Origin of the sequence: Ilumatobacter nonamiensis YM16-303 (genome assembly GCF_000350145.1) — a bacterium.
Lineage (GTDB): Bacteria > Actinomycetota > Acidimicrobiia > Acidimicrobiales > Ilumatobacteraceae > Ilumatobacter_A > Ilumatobacter_A nonamiensis.
The window spans coordinates 1-23326 of sequence record NZ_BAOL01000074.1; the positions used below are offsets into that span (position 1 = coordinate 1).

Sequence of the window (23326 nt, forward strand, 5' to 3'; positions counted from 1 at the left end):
GAAGTTGACCGTGCCGTCGATCGGGTCGATCACCCACGTGACCTCACCGCCACCCGTGTGTTCGGGGTACTCCTCCCCGATGAACGACGAACCGGGAACGTGCCGCTCGAGTTCGTTGCGGATCAGTTCCTCCGACCGTAGGTCGGTGGCCGTCACGACGTCGGTTGCCGATGACTTCGTCCGCAGCGTTGTCGCATGGCCGACGGCCTGGTGCACCAGGTCGGCGGCGATCGCGGCGGTGGACGCGGCGATGCCTTCCAGGTCGCGAGCCGACGGTGCCGTCATACGCGGTGGACGACCCTGACCAGCGTCGACAGTTCCTCGAACAGCGGCTCGCTGATCCCCGTGTCGGTGACCAACACGTCGATGTCGGACCACTCGGCGAACCTGAACAGCTGATCGTTGTCGAGCTTCGAATGGTCGGCGAGGACGATCACCCGCCGCGCCGCCGCGATCATCGCCCGTTTCAGCGCGGCCTCGTATTCGTACGGCGTGGTCAATCCACGGGAGGTGGACATCCCGTCGCAGCTGATGAACAACGCGTCCACCGTCAGCTGTCCGATCGCCGCAGCCGCGTGCGCGTCGACCATCGCCATCGTGTTCTGTCGCAGGGTTCCGCCGATCATGGTCACTTCGGCGTTGTCGAACTCGGCGAGGACCTGCGCGTTCAGGATCGAGTTGGTCACGATGTGCAGTGGCCGGTCCCGCGGGAGGGCTTCGCAGAAGCGTGCGGTGGTGCTCCCGGAATCGATGATGACCGTCCCGGACTCGCGAAGTTCGTCGACCGCGGCGGCGCCGATCCGTCGCTTCTCATCGAGCTGTTGGTCGCCGCGGACGGCCAGCAGCGGTTCGAAACGCAGTGTCTCCCAGGGCACCGCGCCACCGTGGACTCGTCTCAGCAGCCGTCGCTCCTGGAGGTCGGAGAGGTCACGGCGGATGGTTTCGGTCGTGACCTGGAAGTGTTCGGCGAGGTCCGCGACATCGACCCGCCCGCGGGCTCGGGTCAGCGCGGCCATTTCGTCCTGGCGTTGTGCCGGGAAGCGCGGCCGGGGGTCACTCGTCTGCTGCGTCTCGTCCATTCCGTTCCTCGTTCACTGCAACGCCGAGGGTTGACCGTACCCCCGCGCTGTTGAGCGACTCGACTGCGGTGGCGAATGCGGCGCAGAACCGGTCGTCCCGTCCGAGGTCGTCGCCGAAGACGGCCATGTCGCGCAGGAAGCCGCGGGGGTCCGATGCGGTTGCCCTGGAGAGCTCGGACAGTTCGTCCCGGCGCGGATCGTGCGAGATCTCGAGTGGGTTGCCGCGGTCGTCGGCACCGCGCAGGTAGAGGTACCAACCCGCCAAGGCCAAGGTCGCGAAGCGGATCGAGCCGCCGGTCGCGAGCTGGGTGCGCAGCGTCGGGAGGAGGAACTTCGGGAACTTCGACGAACCATCGAGGCAGAGGCGTGCGATCTGATCGCCGATCGCCGGGTTGGAGAACCGCTCGAGCAGCTCGTCGGCATACGCGTCGACGTCGACGCCGGGCACGTTCGGGAGCGCCGGGATCGCCTCCTCGTGCATGAACCGCTCGACGTAGGTGCGAAACGCCGTTGCACCCATGACCTTGTCGACATGTTCGAATCCGGCCAGCGCGGCGAGGTAGGCCAGACACGAGTGGCTGGCGTTCAGCAGGCGGAGCTTGAGCAGCTCGTACGGCTCGACGTCGGTGGTCATCAGGACGCCGACGTCGGCGAACGGAGGAGCCTCGCCGACGAAGGAGTTCTCCAGCGCCCACTGGCGGAACGGTTCGGCCACCACCGGCCAGCGGTCGATGACCCCACACGCGTCGCGGAGCCACGCGCGGTCGGCATCGGTGGTCGCCGGCGTGATCCGATCGACCATGCTGTTCGGGAACGCGACCTCGTCCTCGATCCACCGTGCGAGGTCGGGATCGCACAGCCCGGCGGTGCCGACCATCGAGGTGCGCGCGACCGTGCCGTTGCCGATGACGTTGTCGCAGCTGAGCACGGTGAGCGGGCCGATGCCTCGGTCTCGGCGGTGTGCGAGCGCCTCCACGAGGATGTCGAACGCGGTCGCGTTCGCCGTCGGATCGAACTCACCGGAGTGCTCGTCGACCGGGTACCCGCCCTCGGTGATCGTGAGCGAGGCGACCCGCACATCCGGATCGATCAGCCTGTCGACGAGCGCGCCTCGGCGTGATGCTGCGAGCACGTAGTCGACGAGGCTGCCGATCACTCGTGTGGAGGTGCGCGAGGCGCCTCGTTCGATCAGCGTGTAGAGGCCCCGCTGGGAGGTGAGCGCGTCGGCCATCGCCGAGTCGGCGGCGGTCACGCCGGAACCGACGATCGACCAGTCCTGGTTTCCGAGACGACACAGGTCATCGACGTAGGCGGCCAGATGCGCCCGATGGAACCCTCCGACGCCCACGTGCACGATCGACCGCCGCAGCGCCCCGCGGTCGTACCGGGGGACGGACACCTCCTGCGCGATCTCGGCGAGCTCCCCGTCGGCGAGGTCGACAGGGACGCGGTCTACGTGGCCGGTGCTCATGAGGCCACCATAAACAAAGACAAACCAAAACACCAGACCTTTGTTTGGGACCTAGAACAACATTTCGCTTGACCAAACCAACACACTCCCACTAGTGTCTGCCGTCACAGGTTCGGTGGGGACCGCCTACCGCTCTCGACTCAGAGGAGACTCATGAATCACTCACGACCCTTCCGACGCCGTCCGGTGTCGATCGGAGCCGCCACCGTCGTCGCCTTCTCGCTCGTCGCAGCCGCATGCGGTTCCGACGACGACTCGAGCAGTGACGATGCAGCAGCGTCGGACGACTCGTCCGCTGCGAGCGACGACTCGTCCGAAGCATCGGAAGATGCACCCGAGGGCGACCGGTCGATCAACGTCGCCATCGTCGGGAACCCGCAGCTCGAGTCCATTGCCGAGCTGACCCCGGAACTGTTCACCGCCGAGACCGGTATCGAAGTCAACTACACGGTGCTGGAGGAGCAGGCGCTCCGTGAGATCACCACTCGCGACGTCGGCGCCGGCGGCGAACAGTTCGACGTCGTGCAGATCGGCATGTTCGAGGCGCCGCAGTTCGGCGCCAACGGATGGTTGGTCCCGCTCGACGACTTCGCCGCGGACGACCCCGACTACAACCCCGACGACCTCATTCCGGCTGTGGCCGACGGGCTGTCGTACGACGGGAGCCTCTACGCCTCACCGTTCTACGCCGAGTCGTCCTTCGTCATGTACCGCCAAGACGTGCTCGACGAGGCCGGGCTCACCATGCCCGACGAGCCCACCTGGGACGAGGTCGCCGAGATCGCCCGGGCCGTCGACTCCGACGAGATGGCTGGCATCTGCCTGCGCGGCAAGCCCGGCTGGGGTGACCTCGGAGCGTCGTTCACGACCGTGCTCAACACGTTCGGTGGAACCTGGTGGGCAGCCAACGAGGACGGCACGATCGGCGAAGCGCAGGTCGACCAGCCCGAGTTCGCCGAAGCGCTCAACTTCTACGTCGACCTGGTGAACGATGCCGGTGAGGACGACGCTGCGAACTCGAGCTTCAACGAGTGCCTCGCGCTCTACCAGGACGGCAAGGTCGCCATGTGGTACGACGCCACCGTCGCCGCCGGACTCCTCGAGGCCGACGACAGCCCGGTCCAGGGGCTCAACAGCTTTGCGCTCGCTCCGACGAAGGAGACCGACGCTTCGGGTTGGCTCTGGGCGTGGGCGCTGGCGATCCCGGTCAGCACGACCGATCAGGACGCAGCGTGGGACTTCATCAGCTGGGCGACCAGCGAGGAGTACATCAACTCCGCCGGCGAGATGCTGCCCGGCGGTTGGGCAGCGGTCCCCCCGGGAACGCGGACGTCCACCTACGAGAACGAGGACTACCTCGCTGCAGCCGAATCCTTCGCACCGAAGACCCTCGATGCGATGAACGCGGCACCGATCGACAACCCGGGCACCACCCCCCGGCCCGGGTTGCCGGGTGTCCAGTACGTCGGAGTTCCTGAGTTCCAGGACGTCGGCACCCGCTGCACCGAGCAGTTCTCGTCGGCCATCGCCGGCAACACCAGCGTCGACGATGCCCTGAGCGCTTGCCAGGACATCGCTTCGGAGTACAGCAGCTGACGAATCCTGCACGGGCCCGCGGTGGGTCCGTGCAGGACGCCATCGTCGGAACGAAGGAACGGAACCAGAGGGGATCGAGGGGAAGATGACGGACACTCAGCCGGACACCGCGCCAGACGCGGGACCGGACACCAGGGACGAGGAGCGGGCGGAGGAACGCCGGCACCTCGAACGACGCGAGAAGTGGATCCGTCGTCTCCCTCTCCTCCCCGCACTGCTGTTCACGATCGTGATCACGCAGGTCCCGTTCGTCTTCAGCCTGTTCTACAGCCTGACCGACTGGAAGATCATCCCGCCGACGCCCCGGACGTTCATCGGCTTCGACAACTTCACCGATCTGGTCGACAACCAGTTCTTCCGGGACGCCGCGTGGGTGAGCGTCGTGATGACGGCGTCCGCGGTGCTGCTGTCACTGATCCTCGGTACGGGGATCGCCCTGCTGCTCGACCGGAAGTTCTTCGGTCAGGGATTCGTCCGCACCCTGCTGATCACGCCGTTCCTCGTGATGCCGGTGGTCGCCGGCCTCGTGTGGAAGAACCAGGTGTTCAGCTCGCAGTACGGGGTCATCAACTGGTTGTTGAACCTCGTCGGAATCGACAACGTCGAGTTCGTCACCAGGTACCCGCTGTGGTCGATCGTCATCGTGCTCGTCTGGGAATGGACGCCGTTCATGATGTTGATCATCCTCGCCGGGCTCCAGGGTCAACCGACCGATGTGCTCGAAGCAGCCCGGGTCGACGGCGCCACCAACCGTGCGATCTTCTTCCAGATCACGCTGCCCCACCTCAAGCCCTACCTCGAGCTCGGCACGCTGCTCGGTTCGATCTATCTCATCCAGGTCTTCGACCAGATCGAGGTGATCACCGGCGGTGGTCCCGACTCGTCGAACATCCCGTTCTTCGTGTTCCAGCGCTCGATCGGCGGCGGCTGGGACTTCGGGGCGGCATCGGCCATGAGCATCGTCGTGGTCATCGCCTCGATCGTGCTCGCCAACCTCGGGCTGCGCGTGCTGTCCGGACTGCTCGAAGGAGAGGATCCAGCATGAGTTCCGACACCGGACTCGTCGTCGGCCAGAAGCGATGGACCTCGTGGGCGCTCGGCCTCCTCGCATGGGCGGTCGGCCTGTTGTTCTTCTTCCCCATCTTCTGGATGGTGCTCAACGGCTTCAAGGAGGAGATCGACGCCAACTCGAGCCCGCAACTGTTCTTCGATCCGACGCTCGATCGCTATCGCGACGTCACGTCCGAGACGCCCGGCCTCCTCGGCTTCAAGGAGGCCTTCGCGAACTCGTTCTGGATCGTCCTGATCTCGACGATCCTCGTGATGATCCTCGCCGTGCCGGCCGCCTATTCGCTGGCGATCCGGCCCGTCCGCAAATGGCGCGACGTGCTGTTCTTCTTCATCTCCACCAAGTTCCTCCCGATCGTCGGTGCGATCCTCCCGCTGTGGATCATCGCCCGTGATCTCGATCTGCTGAACACGCGAACCGTGCTGATCATCCTCTACACGGCGATGAACTTGCCGTTGGCGGTGTGGATGCTCCGATCGTTCTTCATGGAGGTCCCGCGTGAACTCATCGAGGCAGCCCAGATCGATGGAGCCGGTCTGCGCGGCCAGCTGACGTCGGTGGTGATGCCGATCGTCGCCCCCGGTCTGGCCGCGACGGCACTCCTGTGCGTCATCTTCGCCTGGAACGAGTTCTTCCTGGCCGTCCAGTTGAATCCCGTCGACGGCTCGACGATGCCGATCTGGGTCACGTCGAACGTGTCGACCCGCGGCAACTTCCTGGCGAAGTTGTCCGCCGCATCAACCCTCGCGACGTTGCCCGTCGTGCTCGCCGGCTGGGTTGCCCAGAAGCGAATGATCCGGGGCCTCGCGATGGGAGCGATCAAGTGAATCACCGGAACACCACCACTCTGAAATGGAGCAAGACCGATGGCTGAAGTCCGATACGAAGGGGCCACCCGACTGTACGAAGGTACCGAGGAGCCCGCCGTGAACGCCCTCGACCTCGACATCGTCGACGGAGAACTCCTGGTGCTCGTCGGCCCGTCCGGATCGGGGAAGTCGACCGCGCTGCGGATGCTCGCCGGCCTCGAGTCGGTCGATCAAGGAGGTGTGTACATCGGCGGTCGAGACGTCACGCTCGTCCCGCCGAAGGACCGCGACATCGCCATGGTGTTCCAGAACTACGCGCTGTATCCCCAGATGACCGTCGCCGCGAACATGGGTTTCGCGCTGAAGCAACAGGGCGTGCCGAAGGAGGAACGTGTGCGGCAGGTCCGCGAGGCCGCGCGCATCCTCGACCTGGAGCCGTATCTCGATCGCAAGCCGAAGAATCTGTCCGGCGGTCAGCGCCAGCGCGTCGCGATGGGCCGCGCGATCGTCCGCCGTCCGCAGGTGTTCCTGATGGACGAGCCCTTGTCGAATCTCGACGCGAAGCTCCGGGTCCAGACCCGCACGGAGCTCGCCGACCTCCAGGCGCGTCTGGGTGTCACGACCGTGTACGTCACCCACGACCAGGTCGAGGCGATGACGATGGGTCATCGCGTCGCGGTGCTGAAGGATGGCTTCCTGCAACAGGTCGCCGCACCGAAGGAGTTGTATTCCCGCCCGGCCAACCTCTTCGTGGCCGGTTTCATCGGGTCGCCTGCGATGAACCTCATCACCGTGCCGGTCGAAGACGGAGTGGCATCGTTGAACGACCTGTCGCTGCCGCTTCCCGACGACGTGCGCGCCGAGGTCAACCGTCGCGGTCTGAAGGAGATCGTGTTCGGGGTCCGGCCCGAGCACTTGGAACTCGGCCAGGAAGGAACGTCCGGCGAGGTCGCAGTCGTCGAGGAGCTGGGGTCGGAGGCGTACGTGCACGTGCGGATCGCCCACGGGGCCGAGACGGAGTTGATCGTCGTCCGCGTGGGCGGCGAGACCTCGGTGACCCGTGGCGACTTCGTGAACTTCGGTGTCACCGGGGCGAACCACTACTTCGATCCGGACGGCGATCGTCTCGACGCGAAGCCGGTGCCCGGAGCGGGTTGACCGCGCGTCCTCGGCCTCGCAGAAACCCCCAGGGGTCGCGCCGGAGGTGGCTGCGAGGATCTGGGGCATGCCGCTCGCTGTCGACCTCGTACTGATCGATTGCGTCGACCTCGGGGTGATGACCGAATTCTGGTGCGAGGCACTCGATCTCGATCACGTCTGGACCGGGCCATCCGGCGGGCACCTCCTCGCCTCACGGGACGGGTCGGGTCGTCGGCTCGGACTGATGCCCGTTTCCGATGAGAAGACCTCGAAGAATCGAGTGCACTTCGATCTGCGTCCGGATCGCGACCAGGAGGCCGAAGTGCGTCGACTGGAGGACCTCGGAGCGCAGCGCGTCGAGATCGGGCAAGTGGGCGCGCCGTGGGTGGTGATGGCAGATCCGGAGGGGAACGAGTTCTGCGTGCTTCGCTCGCTCGTCGAGAAGAAGCAGGCCCGACTGGAGCGCGACGATTGACGGAACCTTCGACGCCCGGGACGGGGCCCGACCGGATCTTCGCCGATCCTCGCCTGGCCGAGATCTACGACGACCTCGACGGTGTCCGGGACGACCTCGATGTCTACGAGACGGTGATCGCGGAACTCGACGCGGCACGCGTGCTCGACATCGGGTGCGGAACCGGGGTCCTCGCGTGCCGCCTCGCCCAGCGAGGTCTCGACGTCATCGGGCTCGATCCCGCTGCCGCATCGCTCGACGTCGCACGTTCGAAGCCGGGAGCGCAGTCGGTGAGCTGGCTGCTCGGCTCGGCACGAGATGCTCCCCGTGTCGGGGCCGACGCGGTCACGATGACGGGCAACGTGGCACAGGTCTTCGTCACCGATGAATCGTGGTCGGCGATGCTGACCGCGGCGAAGGGCGCGCTCGGGATCGATGGTCACCTCGTGTTCGAGACACGCGACCCGGCGTTTCGGGGGTGGGAGGAATGGACCCGTGAGCAGTCGATCGCGGTCACACCGACCGCATCGGGCGCGGTCGAGAGCTGGGTGGAACTCACGTCGGTCGAGCTGCCACTCGTCTCGTTCCGTTGGACGTTCCACTTCCTGGGCACCGGAACGGTGATCGAGTCGGACTCGACCCTGAGATTCCGAGACCTGGATGAAATCGAATCATCGCTGACACGAGCCGGTTTCACGATCCGCGACGTGCGTGACGCCCCCGACCGGCCGTCCCGAGAGTTCATCGTGGTCGCATCGAGGACCGACCGACGATCCGAGACGGGTCAGGAGCGATAGGCGGCGAGGAAGACCCTGACTGCCTCGTCGGCGTATCGGGTCAGGTCGCGGCTGGTGGTTGCGTCGGGCAGTGACATCGCCTCGTTCAACGGAGTCGAGAGTACGAGCCAGTTGAACGTCTCGGCAGCGAGCATCGGCTCGGGTGCGCGCAGCACGCCGCGATCGTCGAGCGTCTCGAACCAGTCGGCGAACATTTCGATGCTGCGTCGGGGACCTTGGTCGAACCAGGTGGCCGCGAGGAGCGGAAAGCGTTCGGCTTCGCCGAGGATCGTCCGCCGGAGCCGGATCAGTTCGGGTGTCATGACCAGCGTGAGGTGATGATGGGCGTACGTCGCGAGATCGCGTTCGAGGTCGTCGGTCCAGGGGATCGTTGCGACGAGTGGATGCGGTTCGTCGTCGTCGCGCCCGACCTGATCCTCGACCATCGCGACGAACAGGGTGTCCTTCGCTCCGCCCGTCGTCGAGTCGCCGCCGAAGTGGGCGTAGATCGTCTGTCTGGACACGCCTGCGGTTTCGGCGACCTGTTCGAGGCTTGTCGCGGCGACTCCTCGAGCCAGAAAGTGTTCGAACGCGGCATCCAGGATTCTCCGGCGCTTCGCATCGGATCGTCGTTCTCCCACCACCGACTCCAATGTAGACAGCGTTGTCCAAGTTCGATAACTTGGACAACGATGTCCAAACCCTCGAACCGTCCTGCTGCCGATCCGCCACGTCGGTTCGACCCGCCTGCTGCCCTCGAGGCCGAACGACTCGACCTCTGTCGCCTGCTCGACACGCTCGACGAAGGGCAGTGGTCGACACCGTCGCTGTGCGACGGCTGGACAGTGCACGACGTGGTGGCACACCTCTCGACCAGCACGCGCACAGGGCTGCGCGAGATGGTGGTGGCGATCGTGAGAGCGCGCTTCGACTTCGACCGCGCCGAAGCCGACACCGCACGAACCATCGCCCGGACCACCGATCCCGACACGTTGGTCAAAATGCTGCGTGACCACGCCGACTCGACCAGGCACGCGCCCGGTTCATCGACACCGGACCAACTTCTCGACGTGATCGTCCACGCCCAGGACATCGCGCGTCCGCTCGACCTCGACCATCCGGTTCATCCAGCGCGGGCGATCCCGGCACTTGACCACGCCCTTGCAAGCCGCTGGTACGGCGCCGAGAAGCGATTCGACGACGTGCAGCTCGCAGCCACCGACACCGCATGGGCTTCCGGCGACGGCGAGCGACGCCTCGAGGCACCGCTGGCCGATCTGCTCCTGCTCGCCACCGGACGAGTCGCCGGCCTCGACAACGCAACCGGTGATGGCGCAACTATCGTCGCCGAACGCCTCGGCGCCACAAGGGAGTGAGGCGAGCGGTCGAACAGGTCAGCTGGGGCCGTTGATCGCTCGCCGAGCGCGAGACGTCCTCATGGAGCCGATGTCTGTTGGTAGTGGGCCAGTTTCCAGGCTGACCCGTGCCGGACGTAGACGGTGGTCATGATCGCGGTGAAGTCGTCGCCGCTGTCGCGGTGGCCGGTGCCCGTGTAGACGAGGCATGCGACGTCGTCGGCGATCGTCGTCGCGGTGGGGGCGTCGATCGTGTAGTCCGACCACGGTGGAGCGTGCGCGAGCGACGCGACGACATCGTCACGTGACATCACGACGCCGTTCGCCAGGACCATCCGCGCCTCGGCGGTCATCAGCTCGCCGTACACGTCGTGGCCGGTCCCGTCGCACAGCGATCGCCAGCCGAGGTGCTCCAACTCCGACAGTTCGCTCAGGAGGTCGTCCATGTCCCAGTGATACTCGATCGGGCGCCGCGGGTGGAACACAAATCGAACAAATGTTTGACGCTGATCACATCAACAGGTATGATGTTCGCATGTCGAACGAGGGTGCGGCACGAGATGCAGGGTCGGTGGTCGATCTGGCCGGCGCCCGTGACGTGTTCGCCACTGCTGCGGGTCACCTCAACGCGCAGCACGGCCGGCTGGTCGAGGCGACGATCTGGCTGCTCGCCAACGAAGGTGAGTGGCAGGGCGACGGGCTGTGGAACCCCGAGGCGTACATCCGCTGGCGAACCGGCGTCGGTCCAGGAGTTGCTTCGAAGATCGCCGACGTCGCTCGCCGGGCGCACGAGTTCCCGACCTGCGTCGAGATGTTGAAGGCCGGTGAACTGTCACTCGACCAGATCGCGCCGATCGTGCGCCACGCACCCGGCTGGAGCGATTCTCAGATCGGGCAGCTCGCCGCGAAGTGCACGGTCGCCCAGATCTCGAAGGTCGCCCGGGAGTACAGCTGGTCGTCGCACGAAGCCGGAGACATCGCCGATCCGACCGCCGGCGCGACGTCCGCTCCGGTGGACGGGTCAGACGCTTCCGAGGCGTCCCGGGCGGATGAGGGTGCGAACGGTGATGGTGAATCGACGGGGTCGAGCGGGAAGCAGACTGCGGTCCGGGTCGGGCCGGACGACGAAGCCTGGTTCGGGTGGGGCGACGACGGGCGGTTCCGGTTGCACGCCAACGTCGCCGCCGACACCGGGCTGGTGTTGGAGGCCGCGCTCACCGAGGCGCGCGATGCGCTGTTCCGCCGCAACGGTGGAGATGTCGACACGGTCGACGTGTTGACCGAAATCGCCGACCGGTCGCTCGCAGCGGTGTCGTCGCCGGCTCGGCGCAACCGGTTCCGGGTCAACGTGCACGTCGACCGCTCCGGTCGGGCCACCGACGGTCGGGGACGTCCGCTCGACCATGCGGTCACCGAACGGATCATGTGCGATGCGCTGCTGTCACCAGTCGCCTGGGAGGATGCGGCGCCCGTGTCGGTCGGGCGGACGCAGCACGTGGTCCCCGATCGCACCCGACGCCTCGTCGAGCACCGGGACGGTGGCTGCCGGGTCCCGGGCTGCCACACCGACCGGTTCGTCGAGGTCCATCACATCCGGCACTGGTCCGAGGGCGGACCGACCGACACGGCAAATCTGATCTGCCTCTGTCCCCGTCACCACCGACTCCATCACCGGGGACTGCTGGGCATCGCGGGGAACGCCGACGACCCGAACGGGATGGAATTCCGCGACGGTCGCGGGACGGTGCTCACCGACGTGGCCGCTCTCCCGCCGAGACCCGGGACCGGTCCGCCTCCGATTCGAGGTTCGTGGAACCATCCACTCGGCGAACGCCTCGATTTCCGCTGGGTCGGTTTCACCCGACCCCGGCCGAAACCGCCGCCGTCCTGACGGCGGGCGCCGACCCGTGCTCACCCGGTGTTGCGGATGGGGCGAACCCGTCGTCTCGAGACGTACACCGGTCGCGGCGCCGGCGCCACCGCCGGAGCGGTCATCAGTTGGCGGACCGCGAGCAGGTTTCGCACGGTTTCGGTCTCGAAATCGCGGAGCGACGCCACGCGTTCGGCGACGTCAGTGGCCGGATCATCGCCTTCGACGATCGTCCCCACCTGCATCTCCTGATCCGCTGATCCCACCGGCACCTCGATCGTCGCATCGCCCTTGCGTCGCTGGAGTGCGTTGATCACCTCGTGCGTCGGGTTCGAGCCGAGCCCCATCACCACGCCGGTGGCCAGGATGCCGAGGACTCCGGCCATGTACGGGGGGACGTCGGGACCGAGGACCGCCGCGAACATGTTCAGTCCGAGCACGCCGCTGGCCAGGATCGCCATCGGAACACCGAGCGCGATGCTCATCGTCGTGCGGGCGGGATTGCTCGTGAAGGCGCCGACGACCTCGTGAGCGCTGGTCAGCACGTCGCCGGCGGAGCGCAGATGCCGCTCGAGGTCGCGTGACCACACGCCGGCCTTCTTGGCGATGACTTCGGCATCGTGCGTGAAGTCGTCGGTGGCGCGTGCGATCGCCGCGAACCGCGAACTCCCCGGAGCCAGCTTCTGCGCGTGCGCGATCGCCTCCCGGGCGGCGGCAGCCCGCTCCTCGATGTCGGCGGCTACCGAGTTGACCGCCTCCGCCTTCGCCGCACTGTCGCCGACCCACCCGTCGAGATCGACCAGCAGCGACGCCACGTCCTGCACGAAGGGCGTCAGCGCCTCGTTGGTCTTCGTCTCCATCTCACTCATCGCGTCGGTCACGAGCGACAGCGGCCACCAAGCGCCCTTCTTCTCGGACTTGTCGACCCACGCCCACACCACCTCGATCAACCGTTCGACCCCCAGCGCGATGCCGGTCACGAAGGCGAGGACGGCAGCACCGTCGGCGATCCCGGTGTTCGCAGGGTCGCCGGTGATCGCTGCGATGAAGATCGTCGCCCCCACCGACAAGGCGAGGAAGATCGCGATTCCGATCCACCACGATCGTGCCGACGTGGTCGCGTTCGTGTGTCGCTGCCCGTCTGCGCGGGCAGCGATGGTGGTCCCCATGGCCGCTCTCCTGACCGGGCCCGGTCCGCCCGCACCCTCACCGGCGAACTGTACGTCATCCGGTAGGTCTCGTGTCGGAGAAGTCTGGTTCGACGCCGGTGGCCGTCAGCCGGGATCGTGGCTGCTCGCCGACCCTTCCTGAGCTGTGGCTGCCATCGTGGGGGCGTGGACGTTGTCTCCGATCGCCGCTTCCGGTTCGACGCCGACCGTGATCGGGTGTGGTCCGCGATCGCGTCGACCGATCTCTACCGACACTGGTGGCCGTGGCTGACCGAGTTCGACGGCTCGACGTTCACGGCCCGGGCACGCTGGCGATGCGCGGTCCAGCCGCGTCTACCGTACACATTGCGATTCGAGGTGACCTTGGTGGAGGTCGTCGAACGCGTACTGGTGCGCGCCGACATCGCAGGTGACATCGCCGGGCAGGCACAACTCACCGTGGCGGATCGTGGTGCGGGGTGCGAGGTGTGGTTGGTGTCGGAGCTGAGCGCGCGACGCGGTGCGCTGAAGCTGGTGTCGGCTCTCGTGCCACCCATCGCTCGGCGGGGCCATGACTGGGTTCTGGACAGTGGTGCCGAGCAGTTCCGGAAATCAGCGCTCGCAGGGTGAACCCCGATTTCGACCGTCGTCGCGTGCGTTGTCGTGTAGCTCGACGCACCGGATCCGATCCAAGCACTGCACGAACTCCTGCGACCCAGCGAACAGAACCGCGACATCGTGGGCCCGCTGCAGGTGGCGCATCGGCCGGCGACACGGAGTTCGCGCGTGGGCTGGACGCGGCGCGAGCGGCAACGGCACCGGAGTTCGAGGCGGTCTGGCGTCGGCTTCCCGAGGGATCACGCGACGTGTTGCGCGGCGTCGTGCGGTTCGGGTCGCCGGCGGCGCGGGCGGGCGAACGATTCCTGGACCTCACCGCCGGCTCAGCGGCGACGGCGGCGCGGTCGCTCGTGGCGGACTCGGTCCTGGTCCGCGACGGAGTCGGCGGACGGACCGCCTGGGGATTCGTCGACCCGTTCTTCGCGGATTGGGTCGACCGGACGCTTCCCTGACGATCGCCGACACGCGCAGAACGTCGAGCGGGCCGACACTCGCGCCCCGTCAGTCGGGGTCGTCGATGAGACCAGCTCGCTGTCGTCGTTGCGAGTTCCTCTCCGATTGGCGTCGGCCCGGAGGGGTCCATCACGCCGAGACCGAGGGGCCCGTCTTCCAAGGCGAGGTGCGCGTGGGCCAGCAGGTGCCGCGGGTGACGGTCACGAGGCGGCCGGGAACGTGCCGGCTTTCGAGAGCAGCCCCGGTGCCGGGTGCTCGACCACTTCCTCGATCCAGGGCACGATCGAGCAGAGCCCATCGAGGTCGACCCCGGTCGAGTAGCCCATACGGTCGAGGAGATAGACGAGGTCCTCGGTGGGGATGTTGCCGGTCGCGTTGGGAGCGAACGGGCAGCCACCGATGCCGCCGAGCGACGAGTCGAGCACGCGCACGCCGACCTCGGCAGCCGCAGCCGCGTTGGCGAGACCGGTGTTCCGGGTGTTGTGGAAGTGGCACCGGAGCTCGGGGGAGATCGTGCCGCCGGCGGCGCTGACGGTCTCGCTGGCCATCTCGACTCGCGCGCGTACGTCGGTGGGTACGGCGACTCCGATCGAATCGGCCAGCGCGATCTCGTCGGGTGGTGTCGCCATGACCGACGCGATCACCTCGGCCAGTCGCTCGGGAGGGACCTCGCCCTCGAAGGGGCATCCGAACGCGGCGGCGATCGTGACGGTCGTGAACAACCCGGCGTCGCGAGCGGCCGCGCCGACCTCGTGCCAGACGTCGACGAGTCCGGCGGTCGGTTTGCCCTGATTGCGTTCGGCGAAGGTGTCGGTGGCGACCACGACGACGTTGATCTCGTCGACTCCGGTGTCGATCGCCTGTTGCAGGCCGCGGGCGTTCAGGACGAGTCCGGCGATCGAGACCGATGCGCGATCGGGGAGCACGCCCGGCCGAGCGATCGCCGACATCACGGCGGCGGAGTCGGCCATCTGCGGCACGCGCTTCGGGTTGACGAAGCTCACCGCTTCGATGCGTCGGAGCCCGGAGGCCGCGGCTCGACGGATCAACTCGACCTTGTCGTCGGTCGAGACGATGATCGATTCGGATTGGAGACCGTCGCGCGCCGAGACTTCGACGATCTCGATCCGCTCGGCGGGCGGCGCCGTGGTCGCTTCTGTGCTCATGGACAGCATCCTTTCACGGACCTGTGGGTTACGGAACAGAAACGGCCGCGATGGGCAAGCCGGAATGGGGCGACGGCAAGATCTTCACCGCGCTCGCATGCTCGCCGACGAGCACTTCGAGGCGGGAGGCGATCGTCGAGCTCGCGCATCCGCAGCTGGGAGAGTTCCCGATGCATCTCCGGGATGCGCGACGAGGGGCCCGCGAGACGATGAGTTCTTCGGCGGCAACCACGTCGGCGGTGCCGAGGGATCCTTGGGAGCGAATTCCGTTCTGGGATGGCTCGAAGGCAAGCCGGCCATCCCGATCGACGCGGCGTGGTGGATGGCGCTGCGGGACAACGGCATCGACGACCGACTCGAAGGCTTCGGTTCCCTCCTGCGGGACCACTGAGGGTCAGCGCGGTCGCGGTTGTCGCGTCCGGCGTTTCACGGTGGCCAGCTCCACCCGTTCGGGTCGGGCTTTGTAGAACGGATCGAGGGGGTAGCAGCCCGACACGAGTCCGGCGCGGGGTGCCGTGGTGCAGTCGCTGAAGGTGCGGCACACCAGACGGCGGGTCAATTCGCCACCCGCCAGCACGTCGGTGGGCAGGTGCGGGTACGACAGCGCGATCCGGCCGAGTCCGACCATCGACGCGTCACCCGAGCGGATCACGGCCTGGGCGACGTTCGGCAGCCATTCCTGCAGATACGAGTATGCCGATCCGATGACGGTCATGTCGGGCGCGTGCCGAGCCAGTTGTGCGGTCGCGTCGATCTGTCGGGCGACGCCGACGAGTGGATCCTCGGGCGGGAGGTACCCGTCGGACGGCGGGAAGAGCGCCGGCCGCTGGATGTGTGGGCAGTAGTAGGGGCTCCCGGCCGTGGTGCAGATCAGCCCTACGCCTGCATCGCGCAGCATGTCGATCAACGCGAACGGTTCGTTGGCGTCGAGGTCCGGTCCGCTGCCGTGGGCGCCGAAGGCATGGTGATACGGCTCGGTCGCAGCCGGAACGCCGACCCCGTCCTCGCCGGGTCGGAACGGCACCGCGTCGAACACCGAGAAGCGGACGCCGACGGCCAATCGGGGAGCAGCCGCGCGAATGCCCGTGATGATGTCGCGCATGAAGCGGGTGCGGTTCTCGAAGCTGCCGCCGTAGCGGCCGGCTCGATCGAATCCGGACAGCAGCTCGTGTCCGAGGTAGCCGTGGCATGCCTTCACGTCGACGAAATCGAACCCGGCTTCATCGGCGAGGACCGCACGCTGGACGAACAGTGCGACGAGTTCGTCGAGTTCGTCGTCGGTCATCACCGATGCGTCGTTCGCACCGCTCGGTTCGTCGAGCGCCGGATGTCGATATGCCGTGCGCGGCGCCGGTGCGCCCTCGGGACGCGAGTACCGCCCGGAGTGCGTGAGTTGGAGCCCGACGATCTGGCCGTCGTGGAACACGGATCGGAGGTTCGCGAGTTCGGAGACCGTGCTGTCGGAGATCGTCAGCTGACGGGGGTTCGCACGGCCGTCGTGGCACACCGCGGTGGCCTCGGCCCAGACCAGTCCGGATCCACCGTCGGCAAATCGCTTCCAGCGCCTCGTCACGAGGTCGGTCGGGTGTCCGTCTGCGGTTCCGTCCCAACCTTCCATCGGCAGGATCGCGAAGCGGTTCGGGACCGTCAGCGTGCCGGCTGATCCGTCGTGAACCGTGGTGGGCTGAGCGAGAACTCCGCCGGGCTCGACGACTTCGTCGACCGGGAGATCGATGCCGAGCGAGCGCAGGTGTTCGGTGAATGCCTCGAAGGAGTCGAGCTTGCGGACCTGAGGGATCATGATGCGATCACGACCACGCTTCGAGGCGGCGGACGATGTCGGCGAGCACGTCTCGGTCGCTGTCAGGGCGGCGGGGGGCGGCGTCGGGGACCACGCTGCTCGACGCCCAGCCGCGCAGTTCGAGGAACATCGCTGCGTCGTGTCGGTAGCCGGGAACCGGCGCACGGAAGGTGAACTGGCCGAGGTACTGGAGGAGGTCGTTCAGCTCGTGGAACGCCGGGTCGCCTTCCTGCCAGAGCCGATCGCGCAGGGCGAACTCGGCGGGAGCGAAGGTGGAGAGGCCGAGCAGGTAGTCGCTGCCCCACATGACCATGTCGATCGCGAGATCGTTGCCGGTCAGTACCTGGAAGTCGGGTCGGATCGAGTCGCGCGAGCGCAGGCGGTCCCACTCGAGTCGCCGCGACAGCGACGAGTGTTTCGCCCCGATGCACTGCTCGATGCCGAGCAGTTGTTCGTAGGTGTCGAGATCGAGGATCCGTCCGTACGGCACGAACATCGTCCCGAGCTCGAATGCGATGAAGGAACCGACCTCGGCTCCGAGCGCCGCGTGGGCTCCGATCCATTCTTCGGAGGCGAGTGACGACAGCCCGTTCGACGGGAAGACCACCGGGGTTCCACCGCGCTCGCTGATCGCGCGCGCCGAGCGAGCGAGCGCGCCCGGGTCGAACGGGGAGCCTGGTTCATCGGCGACGAACGCTCCGGCGACGAAGTTCCCGCCGGTGAGCGACGAGGTGGCGTCGAGCACGCGCACGATGGTGTCGTCGTCGAGGAGTTGGACGTAGCCGGTGTCCATGTTGACCGCCGGCGTGAGGCCCGCATCGGAGGTGCGTGACACGTGCGCTTCGAATGCTGCCCAGTCGATCGAGCCGTCGGTGAGGAACGGGAGGAGGATCGCCGACATCCCACGGATTCGGCGGTTCGGCCGGACGGGCGGGGTCGGTGCGGTGGATCGGATGGATGGTGGGGCGGTCGACACGATCGGGATCTCCTCGAGTCAGGGTGTCGTGCAAGCGCTTGCACGATCGTGGCAACGCATCGTAGACTGGCTCGATCGAAACGTCCACCCCCATCCTCGGACCACGACGGGAATCCGGTGTCGACCGACGGCGTCAAGCTCGCTGACGTCGCACGGGAGGCCGGGGTCCACCCGAGCACCGTGTCGCGCGTCCTGAGTCGGCCTCAGCTGATCGGGGAACCGACGCGGGCGGCGGTCCAGGCCGCGATCGACCGGCTCGGGTACGTTCCCAACCGGGCCGCGCGTCAGTTGGCCGGCGGGCGTACCGGCACGATCGGGGTCCTCGTTCCCGACATCACGAATCCCTACTTCGCGTGCGTCGTCCGGTCGGTCCAGCGGCGTTGCGGACAGTCGGGGTACACGATGCTGCTCGCCGACACCGATCAGAGCCATGACGTCGAGTTGTCGCAGGCCCGCGCGCTGGCGCCCAGCGTCGACGGGTTCATCGTGTGTACGCCGATCGCGACGACCACGCAGTGGCGTGGTCTCGCAGGTGCGAAGCCGCTCGTGTTCGTCAACCGCCGAGCTGCCGGTGTCGCCTGGGTGGTCGTCGACCAACCGGCGATCGTCGAACTGGGAGTTCAGCACCTGCGCGCTGCCGGACACGATGCGATCGCGGTGGTGCGGGGACCGGCCGCCTACTGGTCGTCTCGCCAGCGTGATCGGATGATCCGCTCGCTCGACGGCGTCGTCGCCATCGGTCCGATCCGTCCCGACTACGACGCCGGAGTGACGCTCGCCGACGAATTGCTCGCCGCGGGTGTCACCGGAGTCGTTGCGTTCAACGATCAGCAGGCCCTCGGCATCATCGCGGGCGTGCGCGCCGCCGGCCGCTCCGTGCCGGGCGACCTGTCGGTCGTCGGCTCCGACGACATCGATGCGGCAGCGATGAGCACTCCGCCGCTCACGACGGTCACGGCACCCATGCAGCGTCTGGGAGAGACCGCCTTCGCCGCCATCGATCAGATGCTCGGTGGAAGCGACGAGCACGTGTCGACGTCGCTTCCGGTGACCATGTCGATCCGCGACTCCACGGCGCCGCCATCTCGATCCACTGCCGTTCGCCTGCCCACCACTCGCTCATCCCCACCGAATGGACACCCGACGTGAACCGACCACTCGACCGCCGCCAGTTCTTGAGAGTGACGACCGGAGCACTCGCCGTCGGCGTGGCCGCGTGCAGCAGCGACGGTGGGAACGGGACGTCATCCGCCGGCACCGATGCGCCAGCGACCACCTCCACACCGAGCACGACGTCCGCGTCAACGTCCACCTCGACGAGCACCACGGTTGTCGACGCGACGACGACGCTGCCCGATCCGGTCGCTTCCGCGCTCGCCGCACCGGGAAGCCCGGGCCTCGTCGACGAGGCGACGTACCAGGCGCGATCCGATGCGTATCTCCACTTCGCCACCGCCGGCGGAGAGCTCGGCAACCCGACCCACGTCGCTGCGCAACTCGCCCGCGCCCACCGCGAGCCCGACTACACGTGGGCGGTGGAGGACGTGACCCCCGCGACGTTCGACACGTCGTTCGCCCGCCTCGACGGTTGGGAGGACACGCGAGATTTCGATCTGATGTACCTGCTCTGGCTGCTCGAGCTCGGACAGGGCGACACGCCGATGACGCAGCTGTCTCCTGACGTGATCGAGGCGATCAGGCAGCGAGTCATTGCCAACCGGTATCGCTACGACGATCCGCTGCCTGCGGATCGCCTCGACAACCTGTGGTTCTGGTCCGAGAACCATCTGATCATCAACCTGGTGCTCGAATTCCTCGCTGGTCAGCGCTATCCCGACGAGGTCTTCACCGTCACGGGGCTGACGGGAGCGGAGCACATGGAACGGGCCCGACCCGACCTCCTCGAGTGGATTCACGAACGGGGTCAGCTCGGGTTCTTCGAGTGGCACAGCAACGTCTACATGCTGAAGAACATCACGCCGCTGCACCTGCTCGTCGAACAGGCCGACGACCCCGAGATCGTCGTCGCGGCGGCGATGGCGCTCGACCTCTGCGTCTTCGACATGGCGACGCACCTGCAGAACGGTTGCTACACCGCGCCGCGCGGGCGGACCTACAAGAAGGACAAGACGTCGTCGCTCGACGAGGACACGTTCGGAACGAACAAGTTCCTGTTCGACGACACGACCGCCGAGTATCAGACGACGAGTGACAACGGCGCCACCTACCTGGCGGCCGGACAGCGGTATCGGCCACCACAACTCCTGATCGACATCGCCCGCGCCGACGCCGAAACGGTGGTGCGTGAACGACACGGAGTGTTCCTCGACTCGGACGCGCCGCTCGAGGAAGCTCCGGTCGCCCCCTACGGCAAGGACTTCGACGATCCGACGAACCTGTCGTTCTGGTGGAGCCTCGGAGGGCTGGGACTCTGGCAGATGGCGCGGACCGGGCTGCAACAGGGCGAGGAGTACCGGCTGCTCGAGACCGAGCAGTTCGAGCAGGTCGCGCTCATGGCGGCGCTCAACGACAACGACCCCGAACGCGTTCGGGCGTGGCTCCACCAGTTCGACGCGATCGTGAACTTCGGCTTCCTGAGCGAGGCGAACACCTACGCCTACCGACATCCCAAGGTCAGCTTGGCGAGTGTGCTCGATCACCGGTTCGGTGAGATGCGTGACCAGGTGCACGCGTGGCAGGCAGCGATCGACGAGGACGCGATGGTCTTCACCTCGCACCCCTTGACCCCACCCGCCGAGTCCGAGGACTGGGGTGACGATCCGGATCCCGGCTACTGGACCGGTGAGGCGTCGATGCCCCGCTCGGCGCAGTTCCGGAAGACGGCCGTCCACATCTACCAGCCGGCGTGGGACGAGTCCACCGACGCAACGCTCTGGTCGGTCTTCCCGTACCAACCGTTCACGCACGCGTTCGTTCCGCAGGATCGCTTCGACGAGGTGCGTCAGGTGGGGAACTGGACGCTGATGACGAAGGCCGGCGGCCACATCGCGCTGTGGTCGTGGCGGACGCCGAACTTCCGCCCGGCCGGGCCGGGGGAGGCGACGCGGGACTTCACCCAGCCGTTCGATCTCGTTGCCGAAGGTGGTCCCGACAACGTGTGGATCGTCGAGGTCGGAAACGACGAGGACGACGGTGACTTCGACGCGTTCGTGGCTGCGATCACGAGCAGCGATCCGGCGGTCGTCCGCGACGACGCAGGATTCGCCGTCGACTGGACGTCGCCGTCGTCCGGTTCGATCGAGTTCTCCTCGACGGGAGCGTTCGTCGTCGACGGGTCGGATCAGCCGCTCGCCGACCACCCGCGCCACGAATCGCCGTGGGGCACCGTCGAGCACGAGTCGTTGCAGTATCGACTCTCCGACGGAACCCATCAATGGAGCGTCGACTTCGACAGCGCCGAGCGGACCGTGTCATGAGCACAGCCCGGCCGGTGTCGTTCGCGGTCGTCGGTGCCGACCACCTCCACCTGTTCGAACTCGTCGATCGACTGGTCGCCGCCGGTGCCATCGCATCGGCGCACGCTCCGCTCGGTGACCTGACGCAGCTGTACGCGGACTGGCGCGCCGAGTCGATCGAGACCTCGGTCGAGGCGATCCTCGACGACCCCGACGTCGATCTCGTGGTCCTCGCGGGCGTCCCGAAGGATCGCGCGGAGCTGGCGATCGCCGCGCTCCGGCGTGGCAAACGGGTGCTCAGCGCCAAGCCCGGTGTGACCACGCCGGCGCAGCTCGGAGCGATCCGGGAAGAACTGGCGGGACGTGCAGGGCGACCGTGGACCGTGCTCTTCACGGAGCGCTTCGAGAACCGGGCGATCGGCGCCGCGATCGACCTCGCGCGCAGCGGTGCGCTCGGCGAGATCGTGCACGTGATCGGCGGCGGGCCGCACCGGCTCGGTGCGGAGGGGCGGCCCGAGTGGTTCTGGGATCACGAGGCGACGGGCGGCATCCTCGTGGACATCGGTTCGCACCAGGCCGATCAGCTGCTCGCGATCGCCTTCGATGGCGGTGCATCCGCGGTCGTCGGCGAGGTACGGACGTCGTCGGTCGGCAACGTCGCGTGCGGTGAGCATCCGGGAATGCAGGACATCGGCTCGATGACGCTCGTCGCGAACGGTGTCGTCGGTGACCACCGGGTCGACTTCCTGACCCCCGACGGTCTCGACTCGTGGGGCGACGTTCGGCTGCAGATCGTCGGGACCCGCGGGACGGCGGAGGCCCGTGCGAACGTCGACCCGGCGGGTGAGGCCGGCGCCGAGCACCTGATCGTCGTCGACCGCGAGGGAACTCGCCGGGTCGACGTCTCCGAGCACGACGTCGACTGGGCGCCGCGGTTCCTCGCCGATCTCCGCGATGACGGCGAGCGGCTGATGTCGCAGGCGCATGTCCTGGAGGTGTGTGATCTGACGCTCCGCGCGCAAGAGGCCGCCGTGCCGTGGGGGACGTGAGCGAGTTGCGCGTCGGTGTGGTCGGCCTCGGGATCGGGCGACTGCACGTCGGGGCATGGGCGGAGGTCGACGGCGCCGAGGTGACGGTGGTCGCGGACACCGCCGAGCGGCGGCGCAACAAGGCGGCTGAGGTGTGGGGCATCCCCGCTGTCGACTCGCTCGACGCGGTGCTTGCCGCCGGTGTCGACGTGGTCGACCTGTGCACGCCGCCGCGCTTCCATGAGGCGCAGATCGAGCGGTGTCTCGAGGCGGGAGTCCACGTGGTCTGCGAGAAGCCGCTGGTCGATTCTGTTGCCGCCTGTGACCGTTTGCGTGTCGTGGCGGATCGGGCGGGTGACGAGAGCGGCGCGCGGTTGATGCCGATCATGCAGTACCGATTCGGCGATGGCGCACGCCGGGCCCGTGCGCTGATCGACGCGGGTCTCGTCGGGCGTCTGTACACGGCGTCGGCCTCGACGTGGTGGCGACGCGAACGCGCCTACTACGACTCCGCCCCGTGGCGCGGCACCTGGGAGGGCGAGCGCGGGGGCAGCGTCCTGACGCATGCGATTCACATCCACGATCTGCTGACGTTCGTCGGCGGACCGTTGAGCGAAGTTCGCGCCCTCACGGCGACCCGCGTCAACGACATCGAGACCGAGGACTGTGCGGTGGCAGCGGGCCGCACCGCGGACGGTGCGCTGGTCACGATGAACGTCACGGTCGGTGCGGTGACGGAATCGAGCCGGCTCGCCTGGTGTTTCGAGCACGTGATGATCGAGTCGTCGCCAGCGCCGTACGACCCGGCGGCTCTGCCGTGGACGTTTCGCTTCGCCGATCCGGAGGTCGAAGCCGAAGCCGAGCGCGTGATCGCAGCACTCGACGATCGACCGGCGCTCTTCGTCGGTCAGTTCCAGGGTTTCGTCGACTCACTGAAGGGTGACGCGGCACAACCGGTCGATCTCGACGACGCGGTCGCGTCCCTCGAACTCGTGACCGCGTGGTACCGGAGCGCCCGTACCGGCTCGGTCGAGGCCCTGCCGTTGGCCACCGACGACCCCGACCGCGAGTCCTGGCGGCCACAGCCACCGCGTTGATCGT

24 protein-coding genes are annotated in these 23326 nt (G+C 67.4%); 15 read left to right on the forward strand and 9 right to left on the reverse strand.

The window, feature by feature from the left end; translation table 11 throughout:
- The 3 genes from ON45_RS08640 to ON45_RS08650 all read right to left on the reverse strand — a co-directional run.
- The coding region (locus ON45_RS08640; protein ID WP_040493254.1) for an inositol monophosphatase family protein at positions 1-285 on the reverse strand (285 nt) is incomplete at its 3' end.
- Positions 282-1079, reverse strand: a complete 798-nt coding sequence (locus tag ON45_RS08645; RefSeq protein WP_173400693.1) for a DeoR/GlpR family DNA-binding transcription regulator — start codon at positions 1077-1079, stop codon at positions 282-284. The genes ON45_RS08640 and ON45_RS08645, both read right to left, overlap by 4 nt.
- Positions 1054-2550 (reverse strand): mannitol dehydrogenase family protein, encoded by a 1497-nt coding sequence (locus tag ON45_RS08650; protein ID WP_051062757.1) that lies wholly within the window; start codon positions 2548-2550, stop codon positions 1054-1056. Before ON45_RS08650 ends, ON45_RS08645 begins: the two co-directional genes overlap by 26 nt.
- Before the next feature lie 153 nt (positions 2551-2703).
- Here ON45_RS08650 and ON45_RS08655 point away from each other — a divergent pair, with 153 nt between their 5' ends.
- The 6 genes from ON45_RS08655 (at position 2704) to ON45_RS08680 (ending at position 8415) form a co-directional block, all read left to right on the forward strand.
- A complete protein-coding gene (locus ON45_RS08655; RefSeq protein WP_040493255.1) occupies positions 2704-4146 on the forward strand; it encodes an ABC transporter substrate-binding protein in 1443 nt (480 codons plus the stop codon).
- 85 nt (positions 4147-4231) lie between these two features.
- Positions 4232-5191, forward strand: coding sequence for a carbohydrate ABC transporter permease (locus ON45_RS08660; protein WP_040493256.1), 960 nt, complete (start codon positions 4232-4234; stop codon positions 5189-5191).
- Positions 5188-6042 carry a carbohydrate ABC transporter permease gene (locus ON45_RS08665; RefSeq protein ID WP_040493257.1) on the forward strand — a complete coding sequence of 285 codons (855 nt, stop codon included), beginning with the start codon at positions 5188-5190 and terminating at the stop codon, positions 6040-6042. Before ON45_RS08660 ends, ON45_RS08665 begins: the two co-directional genes overlap by 4 nt.
- Positions 6043-6081: 39 nt before the next feature.
- Positions 6082-7182, forward strand: coding sequence for an ABC transporter ATP-binding protein (locus ON45_RS08670; RefSeq protein WP_040493258.1), 1101 nt, complete (start codon positions 6082-6084; stop codon positions 7180-7182).
- 67 nt (positions 7183-7249) lie between these two features.
- Complete coding sequence (locus ON45_RS08675; protein ID WP_040493259.1) at positions 7250-7639, forward strand: VOC family protein; 390 nt, start codon at positions 7250-7252, stop codon at positions 7637-7639.
- A complete protein-coding gene (locus ON45_RS08680; RefSeq protein ID WP_173400694.1) occupies positions 7636-8415 on the forward strand; it encodes a class I SAM-dependent methyltransferase in 780 nt (259 codons plus the stop codon). The genes ON45_RS08675 and ON45_RS08680 overlap by 4 nt, the downstream gene beginning before the upstream one ends.
- On the opposite strand, the gene ON45_RS08685 is transcribed toward ON45_RS08680, so the two are convergent.
- The gene (locus ON45_RS08685) at positions 8403-9035 is read right to left on the reverse strand and encodes a TetR/AcrR family transcriptional regulator (protein ID WP_051062758.1); all 633 of its coding nucleotides are present in this window, start codon (positions 9033-9035) and stop codon (positions 8403-8405) included. The two genes, ON45_RS08680 and ON45_RS08685, sit on opposite strands and share 13 nt — an antisense overlap.
- A 51-nt stretch (positions 9036-9086) precedes the next feature.
- Between ON45_RS08685 and ON45_RS08690 the strand changes: the two genes are divergently transcribed.
- Positions 9087-9770, forward strand: coding sequence for a maleylpyruvate isomerase family mycothiol-dependent enzyme (locus tag ON45_RS08690; protein ID WP_051062759.1), 684 nt, complete (start codon positions 9087-9089; stop codon positions 9768-9770).
- A gap of 59 nt (positions 9771-9829) precedes the next feature.
- On the opposite strand, the gene ON45_RS08695 is transcribed toward ON45_RS08690, so the two are convergent.
- The gene (locus tag ON45_RS08695) at positions 9830-10195 is read right to left on the reverse strand and encodes a DUF4440 domain-containing protein (RefSeq protein WP_040493279.1); all 366 of its coding nucleotides are present in this window, start codon (positions 10193-10195) and stop codon (positions 9830-9832) included.
- An 89-nt stretch (positions 10196-10284) separates the two neighbouring features.
- Here ON45_RS08695 and ON45_RS08700 point away from each other — a divergent pair, with 89 nt between their 5' ends.
- Complete coding sequence (locus ON45_RS08700) at positions 10285-11640, forward strand: HNH endonuclease signature motif containing protein (protein WP_158412298.1); 1356 nt, start codon at positions 10285-10287, stop codon at positions 11638-11640.
- 20 nt (positions 11641-11660) lie between these two features.
- Here the strand turns inward: ON45_RS08700 and ON45_RS08705 are convergent, their stop codons facing one another.
- On the reverse strand, positions 11661-12788 hold the full coding sequence (locus ON45_RS08705) for a hypothetical protein (protein ID WP_040493261.1): 1128 nt from the start codon (positions 12786-12788) through the stop codon (positions 11661-11663).
- 165 nt (positions 12789-12953) lie between these two features.
- Between ON45_RS08705 and ON45_RS08710 the strand changes: the two genes are divergently transcribed.
- A complete protein-coding gene (locus ON45_RS08710) occupies positions 12954-13397 on the forward strand; it encodes an SRPBCC family protein (RefSeq protein WP_040493262.1) in 444 nt (147 codons plus the stop codon).
- A gap of 236 nt (positions 13398-13633) precedes the next feature.
- Entirely contained in the window at positions 13634-13837 is a 204-nt protein-coding gene (locus ON45_RS22610) for a hypothetical protein (protein ID WP_148288591.1), read from the forward strand.
- A 201-nt stretch (positions 13838-14038) separates the two neighbouring features.
- On the opposite strand, the gene ON45_RS08720 is transcribed toward ON45_RS22610, so the two are convergent.
- Positions 14039-15004 (reverse strand): hydroxymethylglutaryl-CoA lyase, encoded by a 966-nt coding sequence (locus ON45_RS08720; protein ID WP_040493280.1) that lies wholly within the window; start codon positions 15002-15004, stop codon positions 14039-14041.
- Between the two features lie 253 nt (positions 15005-15257).
- Here ON45_RS08720 and ON45_RS22615 point away from each other — a divergent pair, with 253 nt between their 5' ends.
- Positions 15258-15395 (forward strand): hypothetical protein, encoded by a 138-nt coding sequence (locus ON45_RS22615; RefSeq protein ID WP_206537668.1) that lies wholly within the window; start codon positions 15258-15260, stop codon positions 15393-15395.
- Positions 15396-15398: 3 nt separating this feature from the next.
- Here ON45_RS22615 and ON45_RS08730 read toward each other — a convergent pair whose 3' ends face one another.
- Positions 15399-16805, reverse strand: a complete 1407-nt coding sequence (locus ON45_RS08730; protein ID WP_040493265.1) for an oxidoreductase — start codon at positions 16803-16805, stop codon at positions 15399-15401.
- A gap of 7 nt (positions 16806-16812) precedes the next feature.
- Positions 16813-17706, reverse strand: a complete 894-nt coding sequence (locus tag ON45_RS08735) for a dihydrodipicolinate synthase family protein (protein WP_241432179.1) — start codon at positions 17704-17706, stop codon at positions 16813-16815.
- A 192-nt stretch (positions 17707-17898) separates the two neighbouring features.
- Between ON45_RS08735 and ON45_RS08740 the strand changes: the two genes are divergently transcribed.
- From ON45_RS08740 to ON45_RS08755, 4 genes are read left to right on the forward strand one after another with little or no spacing between them, the layout of a single operon-like run.
- On the forward strand, positions 17899-18930 hold the full coding sequence (locus ON45_RS08740; RefSeq protein WP_051062761.1) for a LacI family DNA-binding transcriptional regulator: 1032 nt from the start codon (positions 17899-17901) through the stop codon (positions 18928-18930).
- Positions 18927-21218, forward strand: a complete 2292-nt coding sequence (locus ON45_RS08745) for a hypothetical protein (RefSeq protein WP_040493267.1) — start codon at positions 18927-18929, stop codon at positions 21216-21218. Before ON45_RS08740 ends, ON45_RS08745 begins: the two co-directional genes overlap by 4 nt.
- The gene (locus ON45_RS08750) at positions 21215-22246 is read left to right on the forward strand and encodes a Gfo/Idh/MocA family protein (RefSeq protein ID WP_040493282.1); all 1032 of its coding nucleotides are present in this window, start codon (positions 21215-21217) and stop codon (positions 22244-22246) included. Before ON45_RS08745 ends, ON45_RS08750 begins: the two co-directional genes overlap by 4 nt.
- A complete protein-coding gene (locus tag ON45_RS08755) occupies positions 22243-23322 on the forward strand; it encodes a Gfo/Idh/MocA family protein (RefSeq protein ID WP_040493283.1) in 1080 nt (359 codons plus the stop codon). The genes ON45_RS08750 and ON45_RS08755 overlap by 4 nt, the downstream gene beginning before the upstream one ends.
- Positions 23323-23326: the final 4 nt, after the last annotated feature.

Excerpts from the sequence above, each read along its gene's own strand:
- ON45_RS08645 (WP_173400693.1), bottom strand. The coding sequence starts at position 1,079 with ATGGACGAGACGCAGCAGACGAGTGACCCCCGGCCGCGCTTCCCGGCA.
- ON45_RS08650 (WP_051062757.1), bottom strand. The coding sequence starts at position 2,550 with ATGAGCACCGGCCACGTAGACCGCGTCCCTGTCGACCTCGCCGACGGG.
- ON45_RS08655 (WP_040493255.1), top strand. The coding sequence starts at position 2,704 with ATGAATCACTCACGACCCTTCCGACGCCGTCCGGTGTCGATCGGAGCC.
- ON45_RS08660 (WP_040493256.1), top strand. The coding sequence starts at position 4,232 with ATGACGGACACTCAGCCGGACACCGCGCCAGACGCGGGACCGGACACC.
- ON45_RS08665 (WP_040493257.1), top strand. The coding sequence starts at position 5,188 with ATGAGTTCCGACACCGGACTCGTCGTCGGCCAGAAGCGATGGACCTCG.
- ON45_RS08670 (WP_040493258.1), top strand. The coding sequence starts at position 6,082 with ATGGCTGAAGTCCGATACGAAGGGGCCACCCGACTGTACGAAGGTACC.
- ON45_RS08675 (WP_040493259.1), top strand. The coding sequence starts at position 7,250 with ATGCCGCTCGCTGTCGACCTCGTACTGATCGATTGCGTCGACCTCGGG.
- ON45_RS08690 (WP_051062759.1), top strand. The coding sequence starts at position 9,087 with ATGTCCAAACCCTCGAACCGTCCTGCTGCCGATCCGCCACGTCGGTTC.
- ON45_RS08695 (WP_040493279.1), bottom strand. The coding sequence starts at position 10,195 with ATGGACGACCTCCTGAGCGAACTGTCGGAGTTGGAGCACCTCGGCTGG.
- ON45_RS08700 (WP_158412298.1), top strand. The coding sequence starts at position 10,285 with ATGTCGAACGAGGGTGCGGCACGAGATGCAGGGTCGGTGGTCGATCTG.
- ON45_RS08705 (WP_040493261.1), bottom strand. The coding sequence starts at position 12,788 with ATGGGGACCACCATCGCTGCCCGCGCAGACGGGCAGCGACACACGAAC.
- ON45_RS08720 (WP_040493280.1), bottom strand. The coding sequence starts at position 15,004 with ATGAGCACAGAAGCGACCACGGCGCCGCCCGCCGAGCGGATCGAGATC.
- ON45_RS08730 (WP_040493265.1), bottom strand. The coding sequence starts at position 16,805 with ATGATCCCTCAGGTCCGCAAGCTCGACTCCTTCGAGGCATTCACCGAA.
- ON45_RS08735 (WP_241432179.1), bottom strand. The coding sequence starts at position 17,706 with ATGTCGGCGATCCTCCTCCCGTTCCTCACCGACGGCTCGATCGACTGG.
- ON45_RS08750 (WP_040493282.1), top strand. The coding sequence starts at position 21,215 with ATGAGCACAGCCCGGCCGGTGTCGTTCGCGGTCGTCGGTGCCGACCAC.